The organism is Micromonospora sp. WMMA1976, from assembly GCF_027497335.1.
In the GTDB taxonomy this organism is placed as follows: domain Bacteria; phylum Actinomycetota; class Actinomycetes; order Mycobacteriales; family Micromonosporaceae; genus Micromonospora; species Micromonospora aurantiaca.
On the sequence record NZ_CP114912.1, the window covers coordinates 827,998 to 841,737 of the forward strand.

A 13,740-nucleotide genomic window follows, 5' to 3' on the forward strand; every position below is an offset into this window, starting at 1 on the left:
CGTCGAGCCTGCCGGGGTCATCCGGTCACGCGCTGCGGCCGGCGGTCTGCGCCGCCGTCGACCTCGGTTCACCGAAGGCGTCGACTTTGGTAGCTGGTAGCCGGTCCGGACGGCTTCCTAGCATGGACGGGTGACCAGCGCCGCCGTACCCGATCATCCCTGGCTCCTGCCGGGTTCCCTGGTGCCCGCCCGGGCCGCCCGTCGGACGCCCCGGGACTGGTTCGTGGACGGCGTGCTGTTCGTGGCCTCGCTGCTCTGGGTGCTGATCACCCACGCCGACGTCACCAGCGCCACCCCGGAGTTCGGCCTCAACGCCGGTCCGGCCTGGCTGGAGGAGGTCGACCTGCTGATCGGCCTGCTGGTCAGCGGCGCGCTCTGGCTGCGCCGGCGCTGGCCGGTCGGGCTGGCGGTGGCCACCGCGCCGCTCGTGTTCTTCTCGGTCACCTCCGGCGTCGCGTTGCTCGTCATCACGTTCACCGTGCTCGTGCACCGGCCGCTGCCGGTGGGTCTGGCCCTGGCGGCGTGGAACGTGCTGAGCCTGCCGGTCTACCTCGCCGTCCGGCCCGACCCGACGATGCCGTTCTGGGGTTCGGTGATCTGGACCGCGCTGTTCATCGGCGTGGTGGTGGCCTGGGCGCTGTTCGTCAGGGCCCGCCGCCAGCTGGTGCTGTCGCTGCGCGACCGCGCCGAGCGGGCCGAGGCCGAGCAGCAACTCCGGCTCGACCAGGCCCGGCAGCTCGAACGCGGCCGGATCGCCCGCGAGATGCACGACGTGCTCGCGCACCGGATCTCCCTGCTCAGCCTGCACGCCGGCGCGCTGGAGTTCCGGCCGGACGCGCCGCCGGAAGAGGTGGCGCGGGCGGCCGGGGTGATCCGGGCCAGCGCGCACGCCGCGCTCCAGGACCTGCGCGAGGTGATCGGCGTGCTGCGGGCCGAGGTCGGCTCCGAGGCCACGCCGGAACGGCCGCAGCCAACCCTCGCCGACGTGCCCGCGCTCGTCGCCGAGAGCCGCGACGCCGGGGTACGGGTCGGCGTGGTCGACGAGGTGATCGAGCCGGAGGCGGTGCCCGCGGCGATCGGGCGCAGCGCGTACCGGATCGTGCAGGAAGGGCTGACCAACGCCCGCAAGCACGCACCGGGCGCGGTGGTGACGGTCCGGCTCGCCGGCGGCCCGGGGGACGGGCTCGCGGTGGAGATCCAAAACCCGTGGCCGGTGGGCGCGTCGCCCACCGCGATCCCCGGCACCGGCACCGGGCTGGTCGGGATCGCGGAGCGGGTCACGCTCGCCGGTGGCCGCCTCGAACACGGGCGGGACGCCGACGGCGCGTTCCGGCTGACCGCCTGGCTGCCCTGGGCGGCGGCTCAGTGAGCGCGCCGGTGCGGGTGCTCATCGTCGACGACGACCCGCTGGTCCGCGGCGCGCTGTCGATGATCCTCGGCGGCGTACCCGACCTGGCTGTGGTCGGCGAGGCCGCCGACGGTGCCGAGGTGCCGGCGGCGGTCGCCGCACACGCCCCGGACGTGGTGCTGATGGACATCCGCATGCCCCGCGTCGACGGGCTGGCCGCCACCGAGGCGCTGCGTGCCACAGCCGAACCGCCCGAGGTGCTGGTGCTCACCACCTTCGACGCCGACGAGCAGGTGCTGCGGGCGCTGCGCGCCGGGGCGAGCGGATTCCTGCTCAAGGACACCCCGCCGGCCGAGATCGTGGCCGCGGTACGCCGGGTCGCGGCGGGGGAGGCGACGCTGTCCCCGGCGGTGACCCGCAAGCTCATCGCGCACGTCACCGGCACCGCGCCGGTGCCCGGCGCGGACCCGAAGCGGGAGCGGGCGGTACGGCTGCTCGACGGGCTCTCCGAACGGGAACGGGAGGTCGCGGTGCTGCTCGGCCGGGGCCGGACCAACGCGGAGATCTCCGCCGAGCTGTTCATGAGCGTGGCGACCGTGAAGGCGTACGTGTCGCGGCTGCTGACGAAGCTCGATCTGAACAACCGCGTGCAGGTGGCCCTGCTGGTCCAGGACGCCGGCCTGGTCTGACTCGCCGCACGGCGGGATTGAACTGCTGCCGTTCTCCGGCCGTACCAGTGGTCGAGGATGTGGTGCGGCCGTTCCGCCGTACCGCTGCCGAGCTGCGGGAGGCCTGCCGTGCGAGTTGGTGAGCAGTCGACGGACCCCATCGACCAGATCCTGGGCGAGGTGCCGGTACCGGCGCCGTTGACCCCCGAGGACGTCCGCCTCGCGGTCCGGGCGGTGGTGGTGCACGCCGCCGAGGAGTGGCCCGCGGGGCCGAAGTGCCGCAACGACGGGTCGTCGTTCCCCTGCCGGTTGCATCGCTGGGGCCGGCGGGTGCTGGAGACACACGGTCTCAACGACCGTCAGATCGACGCGCTGATCCGGCACGGCAACCCGTTCGTGCACGTGCCCTTCCCGTTCGTGCTGACCGGCCCGTCCGGCGCCCGTCCGGCCGCCGGTCAGGTCGCCCGTCCGGCCGGTCAGGCGGGTCGGCCGGGCGTACCCGGTCAGGCCGCCCGTCCCGCCGCCGCGGCCCAGGCGGCGCGCGGTCCGGTCCCGCGGGTCGCGACGCCGCCGGTGCGGCCCGGTCTGCGCCCTGTCGCCGGGCGGCCGGCTCCCGCCGCCCGGCCCCGCTGGCCCCGGGCGAGCTGACTCCCGCCGCCCGGTTCCGGGCCGACCGCCCCCGGGCCCGCCGGCCCGGGTGAGCTGACGCCCGGCGCCCGGTTCCGGTCGCGTCGACGCCCCGTCGCGGAGCGGCGTCGGTCGTGCCGGAGCATGCCGGCGGCGGCCCGGCCGGGGAGCCCCCACCCCCGTGCCGGGCCGCCGTCACCGTGTCACTTGACGCCGCAGTCCGGGGCGGACCAGTCCCTGGTGTTCGGCGCCTTGTCCCGGTTGTTCTCCCGCCGCGAGTCCACGTGCGTGTGGTCGTCGTGGTCCGGGTAGCCGGGCCCGTAGATGCCGCTGAAGCCCTGGTCGCGGGCGGATCGGGCGATGTCGCAGAGGCTGCGGTGCTTGGCGATCAGGTCGGCCGCGTTGCCGTAGAGGTGCTGGCTGTCCGCGGCGCCGCCGACCTGCCGGTTGCAGGCGATGCTGCGGAACCCGCTGGTCACGTAGAGCGGCTTGTCGCCGAGGCTGCGCCGCAGCGCCTCCAGCTTCCACATGGTGCGCAGCGCGTTCTCCCGGGTGGCCGACGAGGAGAGCGGACCCCCGGCCCACCCGCCCTTGCCGCAGCCGTTGTCCAGCTCGGCGTAGCTGAAGTGCTTCGGCGTGCAGTCGCTGTCCTTCTGCAGGTCGTAGATCTTGGCGAACGTCTGCGGTCCGGCCACGCCGTCGGCGCGCAGCCCGTACGCGGCCTGGAAGCGCTTGACCGCGGCGGCCGTCTCCGGGCCGTACACACCGTCGACCCGGACGATGCCGCCGTACGCGGCCCAGCCGGCCACCCGGATCTGGAGCTGCCGGACCTCGGCGCCGGAGCTTCCCTGGGACAGCGTCCGCTTCCAGGTGTAGCAGCCGTCGGCGTGCGCCGGTGGCGCGGCCACGACTGTCGCCACGGCGGCGCCGGGCAGGGCCAGCGCGAACGCGACCGCCGCCCGCTTCAGGGTGTTGACGCGCACAGAGTCCTCCCGATGTCAGAGCGGAACTGGGATCCGACGGGCACATCGACCGGTACGTCCCGTCTCTCTCACCGTGACAGGTGCGAGGATTCTTCGTGGTGATTAGCCGAAATTGTTCTTACATCGGTCGTTTGCTGGGTATCAGCTGTGAATACTGCCTGTTTGCGTACGCGCCGCCGGGTGTCGCCCGTCGGAGGTGAGCGGTAACGTCTGCTCCCGGACCCGGGCGGCGACCTCGACGGGCGGGGAGGTGGGCGTTGGCGCGTGGCGGCGTGTTCTGCGTCGAGGGGCAGTGGCACCGCGACCTCAACGAACGAGGATCCGTCCTGCCCACGCTCGACCTGCTCGAACGACTCGGCCGCATCCGCTACATCCACAAGGACGCGGCCACCCGTGACGAGCTGTTCTACTTCGTCGACAGGTGGCTGCTCAAGCAGTACGCGGACCACCGGGTGGGCTTCTTCGCCATGCACGGCGAGCCGAGCCGGCTCTGCCTCACCGACTGGGACTCGGTCGAGCTGTCGGACGTGGCCGAGCGGATGGCCGGCCGCTGCGAGGGCCGCCGCCTCTACTTCGGCAGCTGCTCGGTGCTGCGTGCCTCCGACGCCACGCTACGCGAGTTCCTCGACGTCACCGGCGCGGCCCTGATCTGCGGCTTCACCCGCGAGGTGGACTGGGTCGAGTCGGCCGCCTTCGAGACGGTGCTGCTCGACGTGCTCGCCAACGGTCAGCGGCACAACGCCGCCGAGGTGCGGATGCGCTCGGCGCACTGGGCACCGCTCGCCGCGTACCTCGGTTTCCGGGTCATCTATGCCAACGGCCGCGCCTGGCGGCCCTCGGCGCGCCCGCGCGTGCCGGAGCAGGTCCCGGCGCAGCGGTCCGCAGGGCGTCCACGCTGAGAACGACGGGCGTGCCTGGTAGAACCGAGGGCATGGCACGCAGCATCGCGAAGAACACCCGGGTCGACCGGGACGCCCTGATCGAGTTCCTCCGCCCCCGCCACCACGTCGTGCTGATGACCACCCGCTCCGACGGTCGTCCGCAGTCCTCCCCGGTGGCCTGCGGCGTGGACGCCGAGGGCCGTCTGGTGATCTCCACCTATCCCGAGCGCGCCAAGGTCGCCAACATCCGCCGCGACCCGCGCGTCTCCGCGTGCGTGCTCTCCGACGACTGGAACGGCCCGTGGGTGCAGGTCGACGGCGTGGCCGAGGTGCTCGACCTGCCCGAGGCGCTGGAGCCGTTGGTCGAATACTTCCGCAGCATCTCCGGCGAGCACCCCGACTGGGACGAGTACCGGTCGGCGATGGTCGCGCAGGGCAAGTCGCTGATCCGCGTCACGATCGAGTCGTGGGGTCCGATCGCCACCGGCGGCTTCCCGGCCCGGCTGGCCGACTGAACCGGTACGCGCCGGGTCAGTACGCGACGGTGAACCGGGCGTTGCCGAACCGGGGATCCTCGATCTCGTCGACGATCGCCACCGCCAGATCCTCGTAGGTGAGCACCGAACGGCCCTGCGCGTCGGTCACCGGGTGGTCGGTGCCGGTGCGGTAGTGCCCGGTCCGCTCACCCGGGTGGAACTCCAGCGGCGGCGGCGAGACGTACGTCCAGGTCACCCCGTCCGCGCTGGTGCGGTAGAACTCCAGCGCGTCGGCCTGGCCGTGCGCCGAGTCCCGGTACTCCTCCGGGAAGTCCGGCTCGTCCAGGTAACGGGTGCCCTTCGGCGTGAGCAGCGTCGAGCCGCCGCCGACGTGGATCACCCGCGGTGGGTCCGGCAACTCACGCAACGTGTCGACCAGCGTCCGCGCGGCGTCGCGCCACAGCTCCCGCTCGCCACCGCCGATGGCCACCACCAGCACGTCCGCATCCTCGGCCAGTTCGCGTACGCTCCGCGCCGAGGTGGCGTCGCCGGTCACCGTGCGTACGCCGGGGGGTAGATAGCCGACCGCCTCCGGACGCCGCACCGCCGCTGTCACCCGGTGCCCCCGCTCGACCGCCTCGGCCGCGATCCGCGAACCTGCCGTCCCGCCGGCGCCGAACACGACGATGTCGCTCATGCCTCACAGGCTAGGCAGCCCACCGGGGGACGGCGGGACGTTCCGCCGAACCGGCTCAGTCGACGATCGCCGAGTAGACGAGCTGGCGCAACTGGCTGCGCAGCGGGTACGTGCTCGACGGCATCAGCTGGGTGAACAGCAACGCGGTGACCTCCTCGACCGGGTCCACCCAGAACGCGGTGCTGGCCAGTCCGCCCCAGTAGAACTCGCCGACGCTGCTCGGCACCCGCGACGGCACCGGGTCCAGCACCACCGCGAAGCCCAGCCCGAAGCCGATCCCGTCGAGGATCGTCTCGGCGAAGCCCTCCGGCGAGAACGACGCCAGGTCCCGGTTGCCCGGCAGATGGTTGCGGGTCATGAAGCGCACCGTCCGCGGCCCGAGCAGGCGCACGCCGTCCAGCTCGCCGCCGCGCAGCAGGAACTGGGTGAACCGGTGGTAGTCGGCCGCCGTGGAGACCAGCCCGCCGCCGCCGGAGTGCCAGGTCGGCTCCGCCAGCGCGGCCCGGCCCACCCCGTCGGCGCGTACCGCCTGCCCGGTCGCCGGGTGCGGGGCGTAGAGCGCGGCCAGGCGCTTCGCGTCCGCCGCGTCCACCCACCAGCGGGTGTCCGTCATGCCCAGCGGACCCAGGATCCGCTCGGCGAAGAACGCGTCCAGCGACTGCCCGGAGATCACCTCGACCAGGCGGCCCAGCACGTCGGTGGAGACGCCGTAGTTCCAGCTCGTGCCCGGCTGGAACAGCAGCGGCAGCCGGGCCAGCCCGGCCGAGGCCGCCGCCAGGTCCGCGCCCGCCGGCACGCCCAGGTCGAAGCCCGCCGCCCGGTACAGGCCGTCGACCACCGAGACCTGGGCGAAGCCGTACGTCAGGCCGGCCGTGTGGGTGAGCAGGTGCCAGATCCGGATCGGCTCGACCGCCGGCACGGTGTACGGCTTGAGCACCGAACCCCGGTCGTAGACGCGCACGTCGGCGAACTCCGGCAGCCAGCGGCTGACCGGGTCGTTCAGCTCGAACCGGCCCTCCTCCCAGAGCATCATCGCGGCGACCGAGGTGATCGGCTTGGTCATCGAGTAGATGCGCCAGAGCGTGTCCGGCTCGACCGGCGTACCGGCCTCCCGGTCCCGCAGCCCGTACGTCGAGGAGTGGGCGATCTCGCCCCGCCGGCTGACGACGATCTGCCAGCCGGCGAGCCGGCCGTCGTCGACGTACCGGGCGAAGTGATCGTCGATCCGCGCCAGCCGGGCGGGATCGAAGCCGACGTGGCCGGGGTCGGTGCTCACCGTGACACTCACGACCGCGAACCTACCCGCCGGTACCCGCGGCCGGGAAGTGTCACTAGGGTCGGTGGCATGCCCGAGCCGGTCGAGGACGTCACCTACCGCCAGCAGGACTGGTACGCCGAGGAGCTGGCCGACCGGCACTTCGTGCGGTGCGAGTTCTTCCACGTCGACCTGACCGAGGCGGTCAGCCGCGGCGCGGTCTTCACCGACTGCGTGTTCGGCAACGTGGCGTTCAACGCCTCCCGGCACACCGACTCGGCGTTCACCAGGTGCTCGTTCAGCAAATGCAACCTCTTCGAGGCCGAGTTCACCGGCTGCAAGCTGGTCGGCAGCACGTTCGACCGCTGCGACATGCGCCCGCTGCGCGTCGACCGGGGCGACTGGTCCTTCGTCACGCTCGCCGGGGCCGACCTGCGCGGGGCGCGGATCACCGACGTACGGATGCGGGAGGTCGACCTGACCGGCGCCGACCTCACCGGCGCGACGCTGACCGGCGTGGACCTCTCCGGCGCCCAGCTGCACGCCGCCAAGCTGATCCGGGCCGACCTGCGCGGCAGCGACCTGTCCGCGCTCGATCCGACGGCGGTGCAGCGTTCCGGCGCCCGGATCGACGCCGAGCAGGCGGTGATGCTGGCCCAGGTGCTCGGTTTCCAGGTGGGCTGAAAAGGCGCCGCGGGTTGTCAGGTTTTCCGGACACACTCGGGCACATGACATGGTGGTCCGATCTGGTGACGGCGGAGCCCGAGTTCGCGGCGCGGGTGCGCGCCCGCTTCGCGGTCCGCAAACACGGCACGATGGCGACACTGCGGCGGGACGGCTCCCCGCGGATCAGCGGCACCGAGTTCGACTTCGGCGACGACGGACAGCTGCGGCTGGGCAGCATGGCCGGCGCGCTCAAGGCGCGTGACCTGCTGCGTGACTCTCGAGTGGCGCTGCACAGCCCGACCGAGGACACCCCGCCGGACGACCCGTCCGCCTGGGACGGGGACGCGAAGATCGCCGGCCGGGCGCACGAGGAGCCGCCCGCCGAGGACGGCTCGCACCGCTTCCGGATCGAGCTGACCGAGGTGGTGCTCACCCGGGTCGGCGACCCACCCGACCACCTCGTGATCGAGAGCTGGCACCCCACCCGAGGCCGCCAACACCGAACCCGCCACTGACCCGCCGCCCGCCGCCCGCCCGCGCCTGCTCCCGTCGCCCGCCCGCGCCTGCTCCCGTCGATCATGAAGTTGACGGCACTCCGTGCCCGAAATGTCCCCGCCAACATCATGATCAACGGGGTTTGCGAGGGCGGGTGCGTCTGCCGCGTCGGGCCGGGGGAGATCTTGGTAGGAAATGGCCCCTATGGGGGCCATATTCTTCCAAGATCTTGTCCGCGGGAGGGGCTGGCGGGGGGTGGTGCGTGGGAATTGCGGGGGCCGATGACCTTCTCCAAGATCGCGTTCTGTGTCATCCTCCCTACGGCGAGCCACGGGGCCGGGCCGCTCGCCGCCGGTGGCCGAGGAGGGTCGGTGGCTGAGGACGACATCGCGCGGACCGGAATCCGAGTCGGGGGTTGGCTGCCCACGCCGGACGAATCGACGGACGCGCCCGAGCGCCCTACCGGTCCACGCCGCCTGCCCGGGGACACCGACCCCGGCGCATCCCGGCCGGTGATGCCCCCGGACGTCGAGCGCTCACCCTCCGACGCGGACGATCCGGTGCCGCCGCTCGACCTGGATCCGCCCGGTACCGCTGTCTGGCCGCCTCCGCGCGCCGCCGGCCCGCCGGCTTCCGACCTTCCGGCCGCCGGTCCGCTCCCGACCGACATGCCCGCACCCAGCCTGCCGGCGCCGCCCCCGCTCACCCCGGGCCCGCTCACCCCGGGCCCGCTGGCTTCGGGTCCGATCGCGCCGGGTGTGCAAGCTCCGGGTCGGCTGAGCCCGGGTGTGCAAGCTTCGGGACCGATCGGTCCGGGTTCGATCGGCCCGGGACCACTCATCTCCGGAGCGGCTGCGCCGGCCGGCCCCGAGTCGCGTCCGAATCCGCCCGGCGGCCGGCTTCCGCTGGTCGGGCCGGCGCCGATCGGACTGCACCTGTCCGGTTCGCCGCCGATCCGGCCGGGCACCACTACCCACGATCCGGCCGGCCCGGCAGGACCCGCCCACGGCCCGGCGAGGTCGCCAGCGGCCGCGCCTGGCCCGGCAGGCCCGGCAGGCATCACCCACGATCCGGCAGACGCCGCCCACGGCCCGGCCGAGGTGGAAGCGCGGCCGGGCCGGCACTCCGCCTCGGAGAGTCTGACGGCGCGCCTCGCCGACCTGACCGGCGGGATCAGCGTCCGGCTGCGCGACGCGGCGCGGACCGGGCTGAGTCGGACGCCCGACCCGGCCCGGCCCTCGGTCGATGCCCCGGTCACCCGGGTCGCGGCGGCCCGGGCCCGGCGTCGACGCCGGCGCGCCGTGTTGGCAGCGGTGGCCGTGACCGGGCTGGTGACGGCGCTGGCGTACGCGGTCCGGTCGCCCGCGTCACCCCCGCGGGAGACCGCGCCGGTGGCGGCACCGACTGTGCAGGCACCCGGCGATCGGGCGCCGGTCGCGCCGGTCACCGGCGACCCGGTCTCGCCCGGCGGGCCGCTGCTCGACGTGGACCTGGCACCGCTGCCGGGGTCGTTGTCGCTCACCGACCTCGGTACGCGGGACTGGCGGCACTGGGGCGGTACCGGCGCGGACAGCTTCCACCGCAAGGCGGGCGGCAGCGGCGAGATCCAGGACCCGGGTGGCGAGCGGCTGGAGCACAACGCGGGCGCCTGTGACCTGCAGTGGACCGACGGCACGCCGACGGCGCGTCAGGAGGGCACCCGGGCGGGTGTCTTCCAGCGCGGCGCCGGGAAGAGCTTCACGCTCGGCGTGACCGGGAGCGGGGATCTGCGTACGGTCCGGCTGTTCGTCGGCACCTTCTCGGCCGGTGCGCGGCTCGACCTGTCGCTGTCCAGTGGGGGCGACCCCGCCGTCCGCGAGGTCGCCCTCGCCGCGGGCGACCGCTTCTACCAGTACGTCATCCGCTTCCGGGCGGCCCCGGGGGAGCGGCTGCTGATCAGGTGGCGGGCCCTGACCGTGACCGGCGGCCAGAACGACGGGGTGGCGCTGCAGGCGATCACGGTAGGCTGAGCGGCCGGTCCGGCGAGCGGTCGCCAGGTAACGAACTGGAAACGCCCGTCACTCGACATATGGCGCAAAGGGCCATGCGGTGACACCGTGAAGCCCGTCGCACACCTGTCGTATCCGGCGGTGTCGTGACCGAAGTGGAGGGTGTGGTGGGCCAGGAGGACCGTCCGCGTACCGGCCCCGGCTCACACCGGCACGGCCTGCCGCGTACCCGGTCCGCGTTGCGCCGGCTGCGCCGCCGGCGTCGGCTGATGCTCGAAGGGCTGGCCGCCCTACTCTGCCTGGCGGCGCTGGCCGTCTACCTGGGCGTCGAACGGCACGACGCGCCGCGCGAGGAGCACGCCGGAGTGCCGGTGGCACCGCCCGGGCGGGTCGGGCTGCCGAACGAGGCCGACGACACGGTGGTCAACCCGGGCTTGCGTCCCCGGCAGCGGCCGCCGTCGCCGAGCCCGTCGCCGTCCACGCAGTCACCGTCACCGACGCCCGCGCTCCCGCCGACCGTCACCGTGACCCGCGCCGAGGTTCCCGCCACCGTCGACCTCACCGCCGCCGGGCCCACCGACTGGGTCCACTGGGGGCTCACCGGCGCCGACCGGACGGTCCGCAAGCGCGGTGGCTCCGGCGAGATCCGCGACGAGGGCGGCCGGGGGCGGCGGGAGAGCTTCAGCAACAACCCCGAGGCGTACGCGTGGCGTGACGGCAACCCGGTCGCGTCGGCGAGCGGCACCATGTCCGGCCTCTACACCTGCCATCGGGGCAGCGGGTTCAACCTGTCGGTGGCCGCTGACGGGCAGCAGCGCACGGTGCGTCTGTACGCCGGACTCTGGATGGCCCGGGGCCGCCTCGACGTGCGCGTCTCCAGCGGCGGCCCGGTGACCACGCTCCGGATGGAGGATCCGCACACGGCGCTCACCGCCGAGTTCACGATCAAGTTCCGTGCCTCGCGTGGCGCGCGGCTGCTGATGAGCTGGACGGTGGAGGAGTCGCTGGGCGACTGCGGCAACGTCAGCCTGCAGGCGGTGGCGCTGCGCTGAGCGGGGACAGTTTGTCCGTCGCGTACCCGGCCGGGCGTCGTACGTTTCCGTTGTCCCGTCCGACCATCCTCTGTGGAGGCCCGACCGATGACCGGCCCTGCCCCCGTCGTCCCCGCCCGCCCGCGCACCGACTGTGACGTGCTGCGCGAGATCCCGATGCCGCCGTACGTGACGGTCGAGGACGTCCAGTTCGCGGTGCGGGCGGTGGTGGTGCACGCTCCGCGGGCCTGGTCGGGCGGGACCATCTGCCGCAACGACGCCAGCCCGCACCCGTGCCGCCTGCACGTGTGGGGCCGCCGGGTGCTCACCCTGCGCGGACTGCCGTCGGCGGAGATCGACGCGCTGGTCGAGCGCGGCGACCCCGCCGCCGACCCGCGTCCGTACCGCCCCGGCGCCTGAGCACCGGGGCGGCCGGGCCGGTCAGCAGAGCGCGGGCTTCACCCAGGAGCACTCTCGCCCCTCCGGTACGCGCGGCGACTCCGGCGCGACCGGCACGGCCCGCCGAGCGGTCGCCGTCTCCTTCTCGGTGTACGAGGCGAGCGCGATGGCGATCTGGTCCTCCAGCCCCTTCACCGACGAGGTGAGGTAGTTGTTCAGCACGATCGAGAACGCGAGCAGCCGTCCGTCGGCGTCGGTGACGTAGCCGGAGAGCGCCGACGCGCCGGTCAGGCTGCCGGTCTTGGCGTGCACGTTGTTCGCGGCGGCGGTGCCGCCCATCCGGCTGCGCAGCGTCCCGCCCACGAACCGGTCCGGGTTGCCGGCCACCGGCAGCGCGGCGTACCAGGTGTCGAACCACGGTTCGGCGCGGACCGCCGAGAGCAGCGTGACGAACTGGGCCGGCGGGACGAGATTGCGCCGGGACAGGCCGGACCCGTCGCGCTGGCGCAGCGTGCCGGTGTCCACTCCGGCGTCACCCACGTACCCGCTGATCGCGGACAGCCCGGCGGCCCAGGTGCCGGCCCCGGACAGCTGTCGGCCCAGTTCCTTGGTGAGCACCTCGGCGTGACCGTTGTTGGAGAGCTTGAGGAACGGCACCATCAGGTCGGCCAGCGGCATCGAGTCGTGCCGGGCGAGCGGCTTGGCCGTGTCCGGGGTGGCGGTGCCGAGCACGGTCCGGCCGAGCACCCGTACGCCGTGCCGCCGCAGCGCGGAGCGGAACACGTCGGCGGCGTACCCGGTCGGTTCCCACACGGTCACCCAGTCGCTCTCGGCGGCCTGGCCGACCGCGATCTGGCCGGTCACCACCACCGTGTTGCCGCCGTGCTCACGTTCGAAGGAGATGGTGGTCTCGCCGTCGGCGACCGTCTCGGCCCGGATGTCGATCCGCAGCCAGCCGTTGTCCGGGGTCATGGAGATCTTCGGCCGTGCGCCGGCCCGTGTGCCGGGGGTGGCGTGCACGATCACGGTGCCCGCGTCGTAATCGGTGTCCGGGGCGACCGTCAGCGCGGACACCTGCGCGGCGTAGTAGTAGGGCTCGTCGTCCCAGGTCCAGTCCGGACCGAGCCGGCCCCTGTCGTAGCGGGTGTCGTCGGCGACCAGATCGCCCGCGACCACGCGTACACCCGCCGCGGCGACCTGCTGCGCGAGGCGGTCGTAGTCGGCGGCGAGGATGGTGGGGTCGCCGCCGCCACGCAGGTAGAGGTCACCGGAGAGCATCCCGGCGCGGCGCGTCCCGTCGGCGCTGACCTCGGTGGTGAAGCGGTGACCCGGGCCGAGGAGTTCCATCGCCGCCGCCGAGGTGAGCAGCTTGGTGTTGGAGGCGGGGATGAGCCGCCGGGTGCCGTTGCGGTCGTAGAGCGTACGGCCGGTGGTGGTGTCGACGACCACCACGCCCGCCTGCGCCCCGTCGAGCCGGCTGTCGGCGAGGACCGCGTCGATTGTGGCGTTCAGCCGGGTCTGCGCGGGGGTGGGCGCTTCGGCGGTGGCGGTGGTGGTGCCGGCGGCGGCCGCGGTGGCGACCAGCGCCAGCACCGCGAGCGCCCGGGGGAATAGGCGTCGATGCATGGAAGGATGCTGCCACGGAGATTTCCTGCGGGAAAGGCTCCGGAGCGAAAGGTTATTTGCGGCTGCCGACGCCGGCACCGCAAACCCCTCGGTGTTCCCGGTACGGACCGGGGAAAACACCTGTTCACCGGGGAGCGGCCGATCGCCGGGTTCCGTTTGACGGATGACCTGGCAGCGGGCACGGTGGGGGTGAGGGCCGGGGAACCGCCCTGCTTCCAGCGCGGCGGGGCCGTGTCTCGCCCGCTTCCGGGTCGCGAGCCGACCGCGTGGGCCGTGTCGCCCGCGAAACCCGACATCCAGCCATGAGGAGTTCAGCCATGCTGACCATGACCGACAACGCCGTCCTGGTGATCCGTGACCTCGCCGCCCAGCAGGACGTCGCCGACGCGGGCGGGCTGCGCATCGCCGCCGACACCGACGCCGGTTCGCTCTCGATCGAGCTGGTGCCGCAGCCGGTGCAGGGCGACCAGGTGGTGGACACCGAGGGGGCGCGCATCTTCCTCGACTCGGACGCGGCCGAGCTGCTGAACGACACGTCTGTGGACGCGGTCGTCGACGAGGAGGGCGTGGTCCAGTTCGGGTTCACCGAGAAGGAGTGAG

At 73.6% G+C, this 13,740-nt stretch carries 15 protein-coding genes; 11 read left to right on the forward strand and 4 right to left on the reverse strand.

The genetic code is table 11. The features are described 5' to 3' along the window. Nucleotides 1-130: 130 nt before the first annotated feature. The 3 genes from O7546_RS04030 to O7546_RS04040 all read left to right on the forward strand — a co-directional run bounded on the left by O7546_RS04030 (nucleotide 131) and on the right by O7546_RS04040 (nucleotide 2,664). Nucleotides 131-1,369 carry a histidine kinase gene (locus O7546_RS04030; protein WP_281600490.1) on the forward strand — a complete coding sequence of 413 codons (1,239 nt, stop codon included), beginning with the start codon at nucleotides 131-133 and terminating at the stop codon, nucleotides 1,367-1,369. Continuing rightward, entirely contained in the window at nucleotides 1,366-2,037 is a 672-nt protein-coding gene (locus tag O7546_RS04035; protein ID WP_120571433.1) for a response regulator transcription factor, read from the forward strand. The genes O7546_RS04030 and O7546_RS04035 overlap by 4 nt, the downstream gene beginning before the upstream one ends. Before the next feature lie 108 nt (nucleotides 2,038-2,145). Then, the gene (locus O7546_RS04040) at nucleotides 2,146-2,664 is read left to right on the forward strand and encodes a hypothetical protein (RefSeq protein WP_281600491.1); all 519 of its coding nucleotides are present in this window, start codon (nucleotides 2,146-2,148) and stop codon (nucleotides 2,662-2,664) included. A 182-nt stretch (nucleotides 2,665-2,846) separates the two neighbouring features. Here the strand turns inward: O7546_RS04040 and O7546_RS04045 are convergent, their stop codons facing one another. Continuing rightward, nucleotides 2,847-3,626 carry a D-Ala-D-Ala carboxypeptidase family metallohydrolase gene (locus tag O7546_RS04045; protein WP_120571431.1) on the reverse strand — a complete coding sequence of 260 codons (780 nt, stop codon included), beginning with the start codon at nucleotides 3,624-3,626 and terminating at the stop codon, nucleotides 2,847-2,849. Nucleotides 3,627-3,883: 257 nt separating this feature from the next. On the opposite strand from O7546_RS04045, the gene O7546_RS04050 reads away from it, so the two are divergent. Together O7546_RS04050 and O7546_RS04055 are read left to right on the forward strand one after the other, a co-directional pair. Beyond that, nucleotides 3,884-4,525: a hypothetical protein gene (locus O7546_RS04050; protein WP_194799524.1), complete on the forward strand. Its 642-nt coding sequence runs from the start codon at nucleotides 3,884-3,886 to the stop codon at nucleotides 4,523-4,525. 32 nt (nucleotides 4,526-4,557) lie between these two features. Continuing rightward, nucleotides 4,558-5,022: a PPOX class F420-dependent oxidoreductase gene (locus O7546_RS04055; RefSeq protein ID WP_030272926.1), complete on the forward strand. Its 465-nt coding sequence runs from the start codon at nucleotides 4,558-4,560 to the stop codon at nucleotides 5,020-5,022. A 16-nt stretch (nucleotides 5,023-5,038) separates the two neighbouring features. On the opposite strand, the gene O7546_RS04060 is transcribed toward O7546_RS04055, so the two are convergent. Further along, entirely contained in the window at nucleotides 5,039-5,680 is a 642-nt protein-coding gene (locus O7546_RS04060; protein ID WP_194799525.1) for an NAD(P)H-binding protein, read from the reverse strand. A gap of 55 nt (nucleotides 5,681-5,735) precedes the next feature. Beyond that, nucleotides 5,736-6,968 (reverse strand): serine hydrolase domain-containing protein, encoded by a 1,233-nt coding sequence (locus O7546_RS04065; protein WP_194799526.1) that lies wholly within the window; start codon nucleotides 6,966-6,968, stop codon nucleotides 5,736-5,738. Nucleotides 6,969-7,025: 57 nt separating this feature from the next. Here O7546_RS04065 and O7546_RS04070 point away from each other — a divergent pair, with 57 nt between their 5' ends. From O7546_RS04070 to O7546_RS04090, 5 genes are all read left to right on the forward strand, one after another. Then, on the forward strand, nucleotides 7,026-7,619 hold the full coding sequence (locus tag O7546_RS04070; protein WP_194799527.1) for a pentapeptide repeat-containing protein: 594 nt from the start codon (nucleotides 7,026-7,028) through the stop codon (nucleotides 7,617-7,619). Between the two features lie 44 nt (nucleotides 7,620-7,663). After that, nucleotides 7,664-8,116: a pyridoxamine 5'-phosphate oxidase family protein gene (locus tag O7546_RS04075; protein ID WP_281600492.1), complete on the forward strand. Its 453-nt coding sequence runs from the start codon at nucleotides 7,664-7,666 to the stop codon at nucleotides 8,114-8,116. Between the two features lie 1,080 nt (nucleotides 8,117-9,196). Next, complete coding sequence (locus tag O7546_RS04080; RefSeq protein ID WP_281600493.1) at nucleotides 9,197-10,105, forward strand: hypothetical protein; 909 nt, start codon at nucleotides 9,197-9,199, stop codon at nucleotides 10,103-10,105. A 125-nt stretch (nucleotides 10,106-10,230) separates the two neighbouring features. Continuing rightward, nucleotides 10,231-11,136, forward strand: coding sequence for a hypothetical protein (locus O7546_RS04085; RefSeq protein WP_269696219.1), 906 nt, complete (start codon nucleotides 10,231-10,233; stop codon nucleotides 11,134-11,136). Between the two features lie 87 nt (nucleotides 11,137-11,223). After that, nucleotides 11,224-11,535, forward strand: coding sequence for a hypothetical protein (locus tag O7546_RS04090; protein WP_194799530.1), 312 nt, complete (start codon nucleotides 11,224-11,226; stop codon nucleotides 11,533-11,535). Nucleotides 11,536-11,556: 21 nt separating this feature from the next. On the opposite strand, the gene dacB is transcribed toward O7546_RS04090, so the two are convergent. After that, complete coding sequence (gene dacB / locus O7546_RS04095) at nucleotides 11,557-13,140, reverse strand: D-alanyl-D-alanine carboxypeptidase/D-alanyl-D-alanine-endopeptidase (RefSeq protein WP_281600494.1); 1,584 nt, start codon at nucleotides 13,138-13,140, stop codon at nucleotides 11,557-11,559. Nucleotides 13,141-13,457: 317 nt separating this feature from the next. Between dacB and O7546_RS04100 the strand changes: the two genes are divergently transcribed. Next, complete coding sequence (locus O7546_RS04100; RefSeq protein ID WP_047894073.1) at nucleotides 13,458-13,739, forward strand: iron-sulfur cluster biosynthesis family protein; 282 nt, start codon at nucleotides 13,458-13,460, stop codon at nucleotides 13,737-13,739. The last annotated feature ends 1 nt before the right edge of the window (nucleotide 13,740 follow it).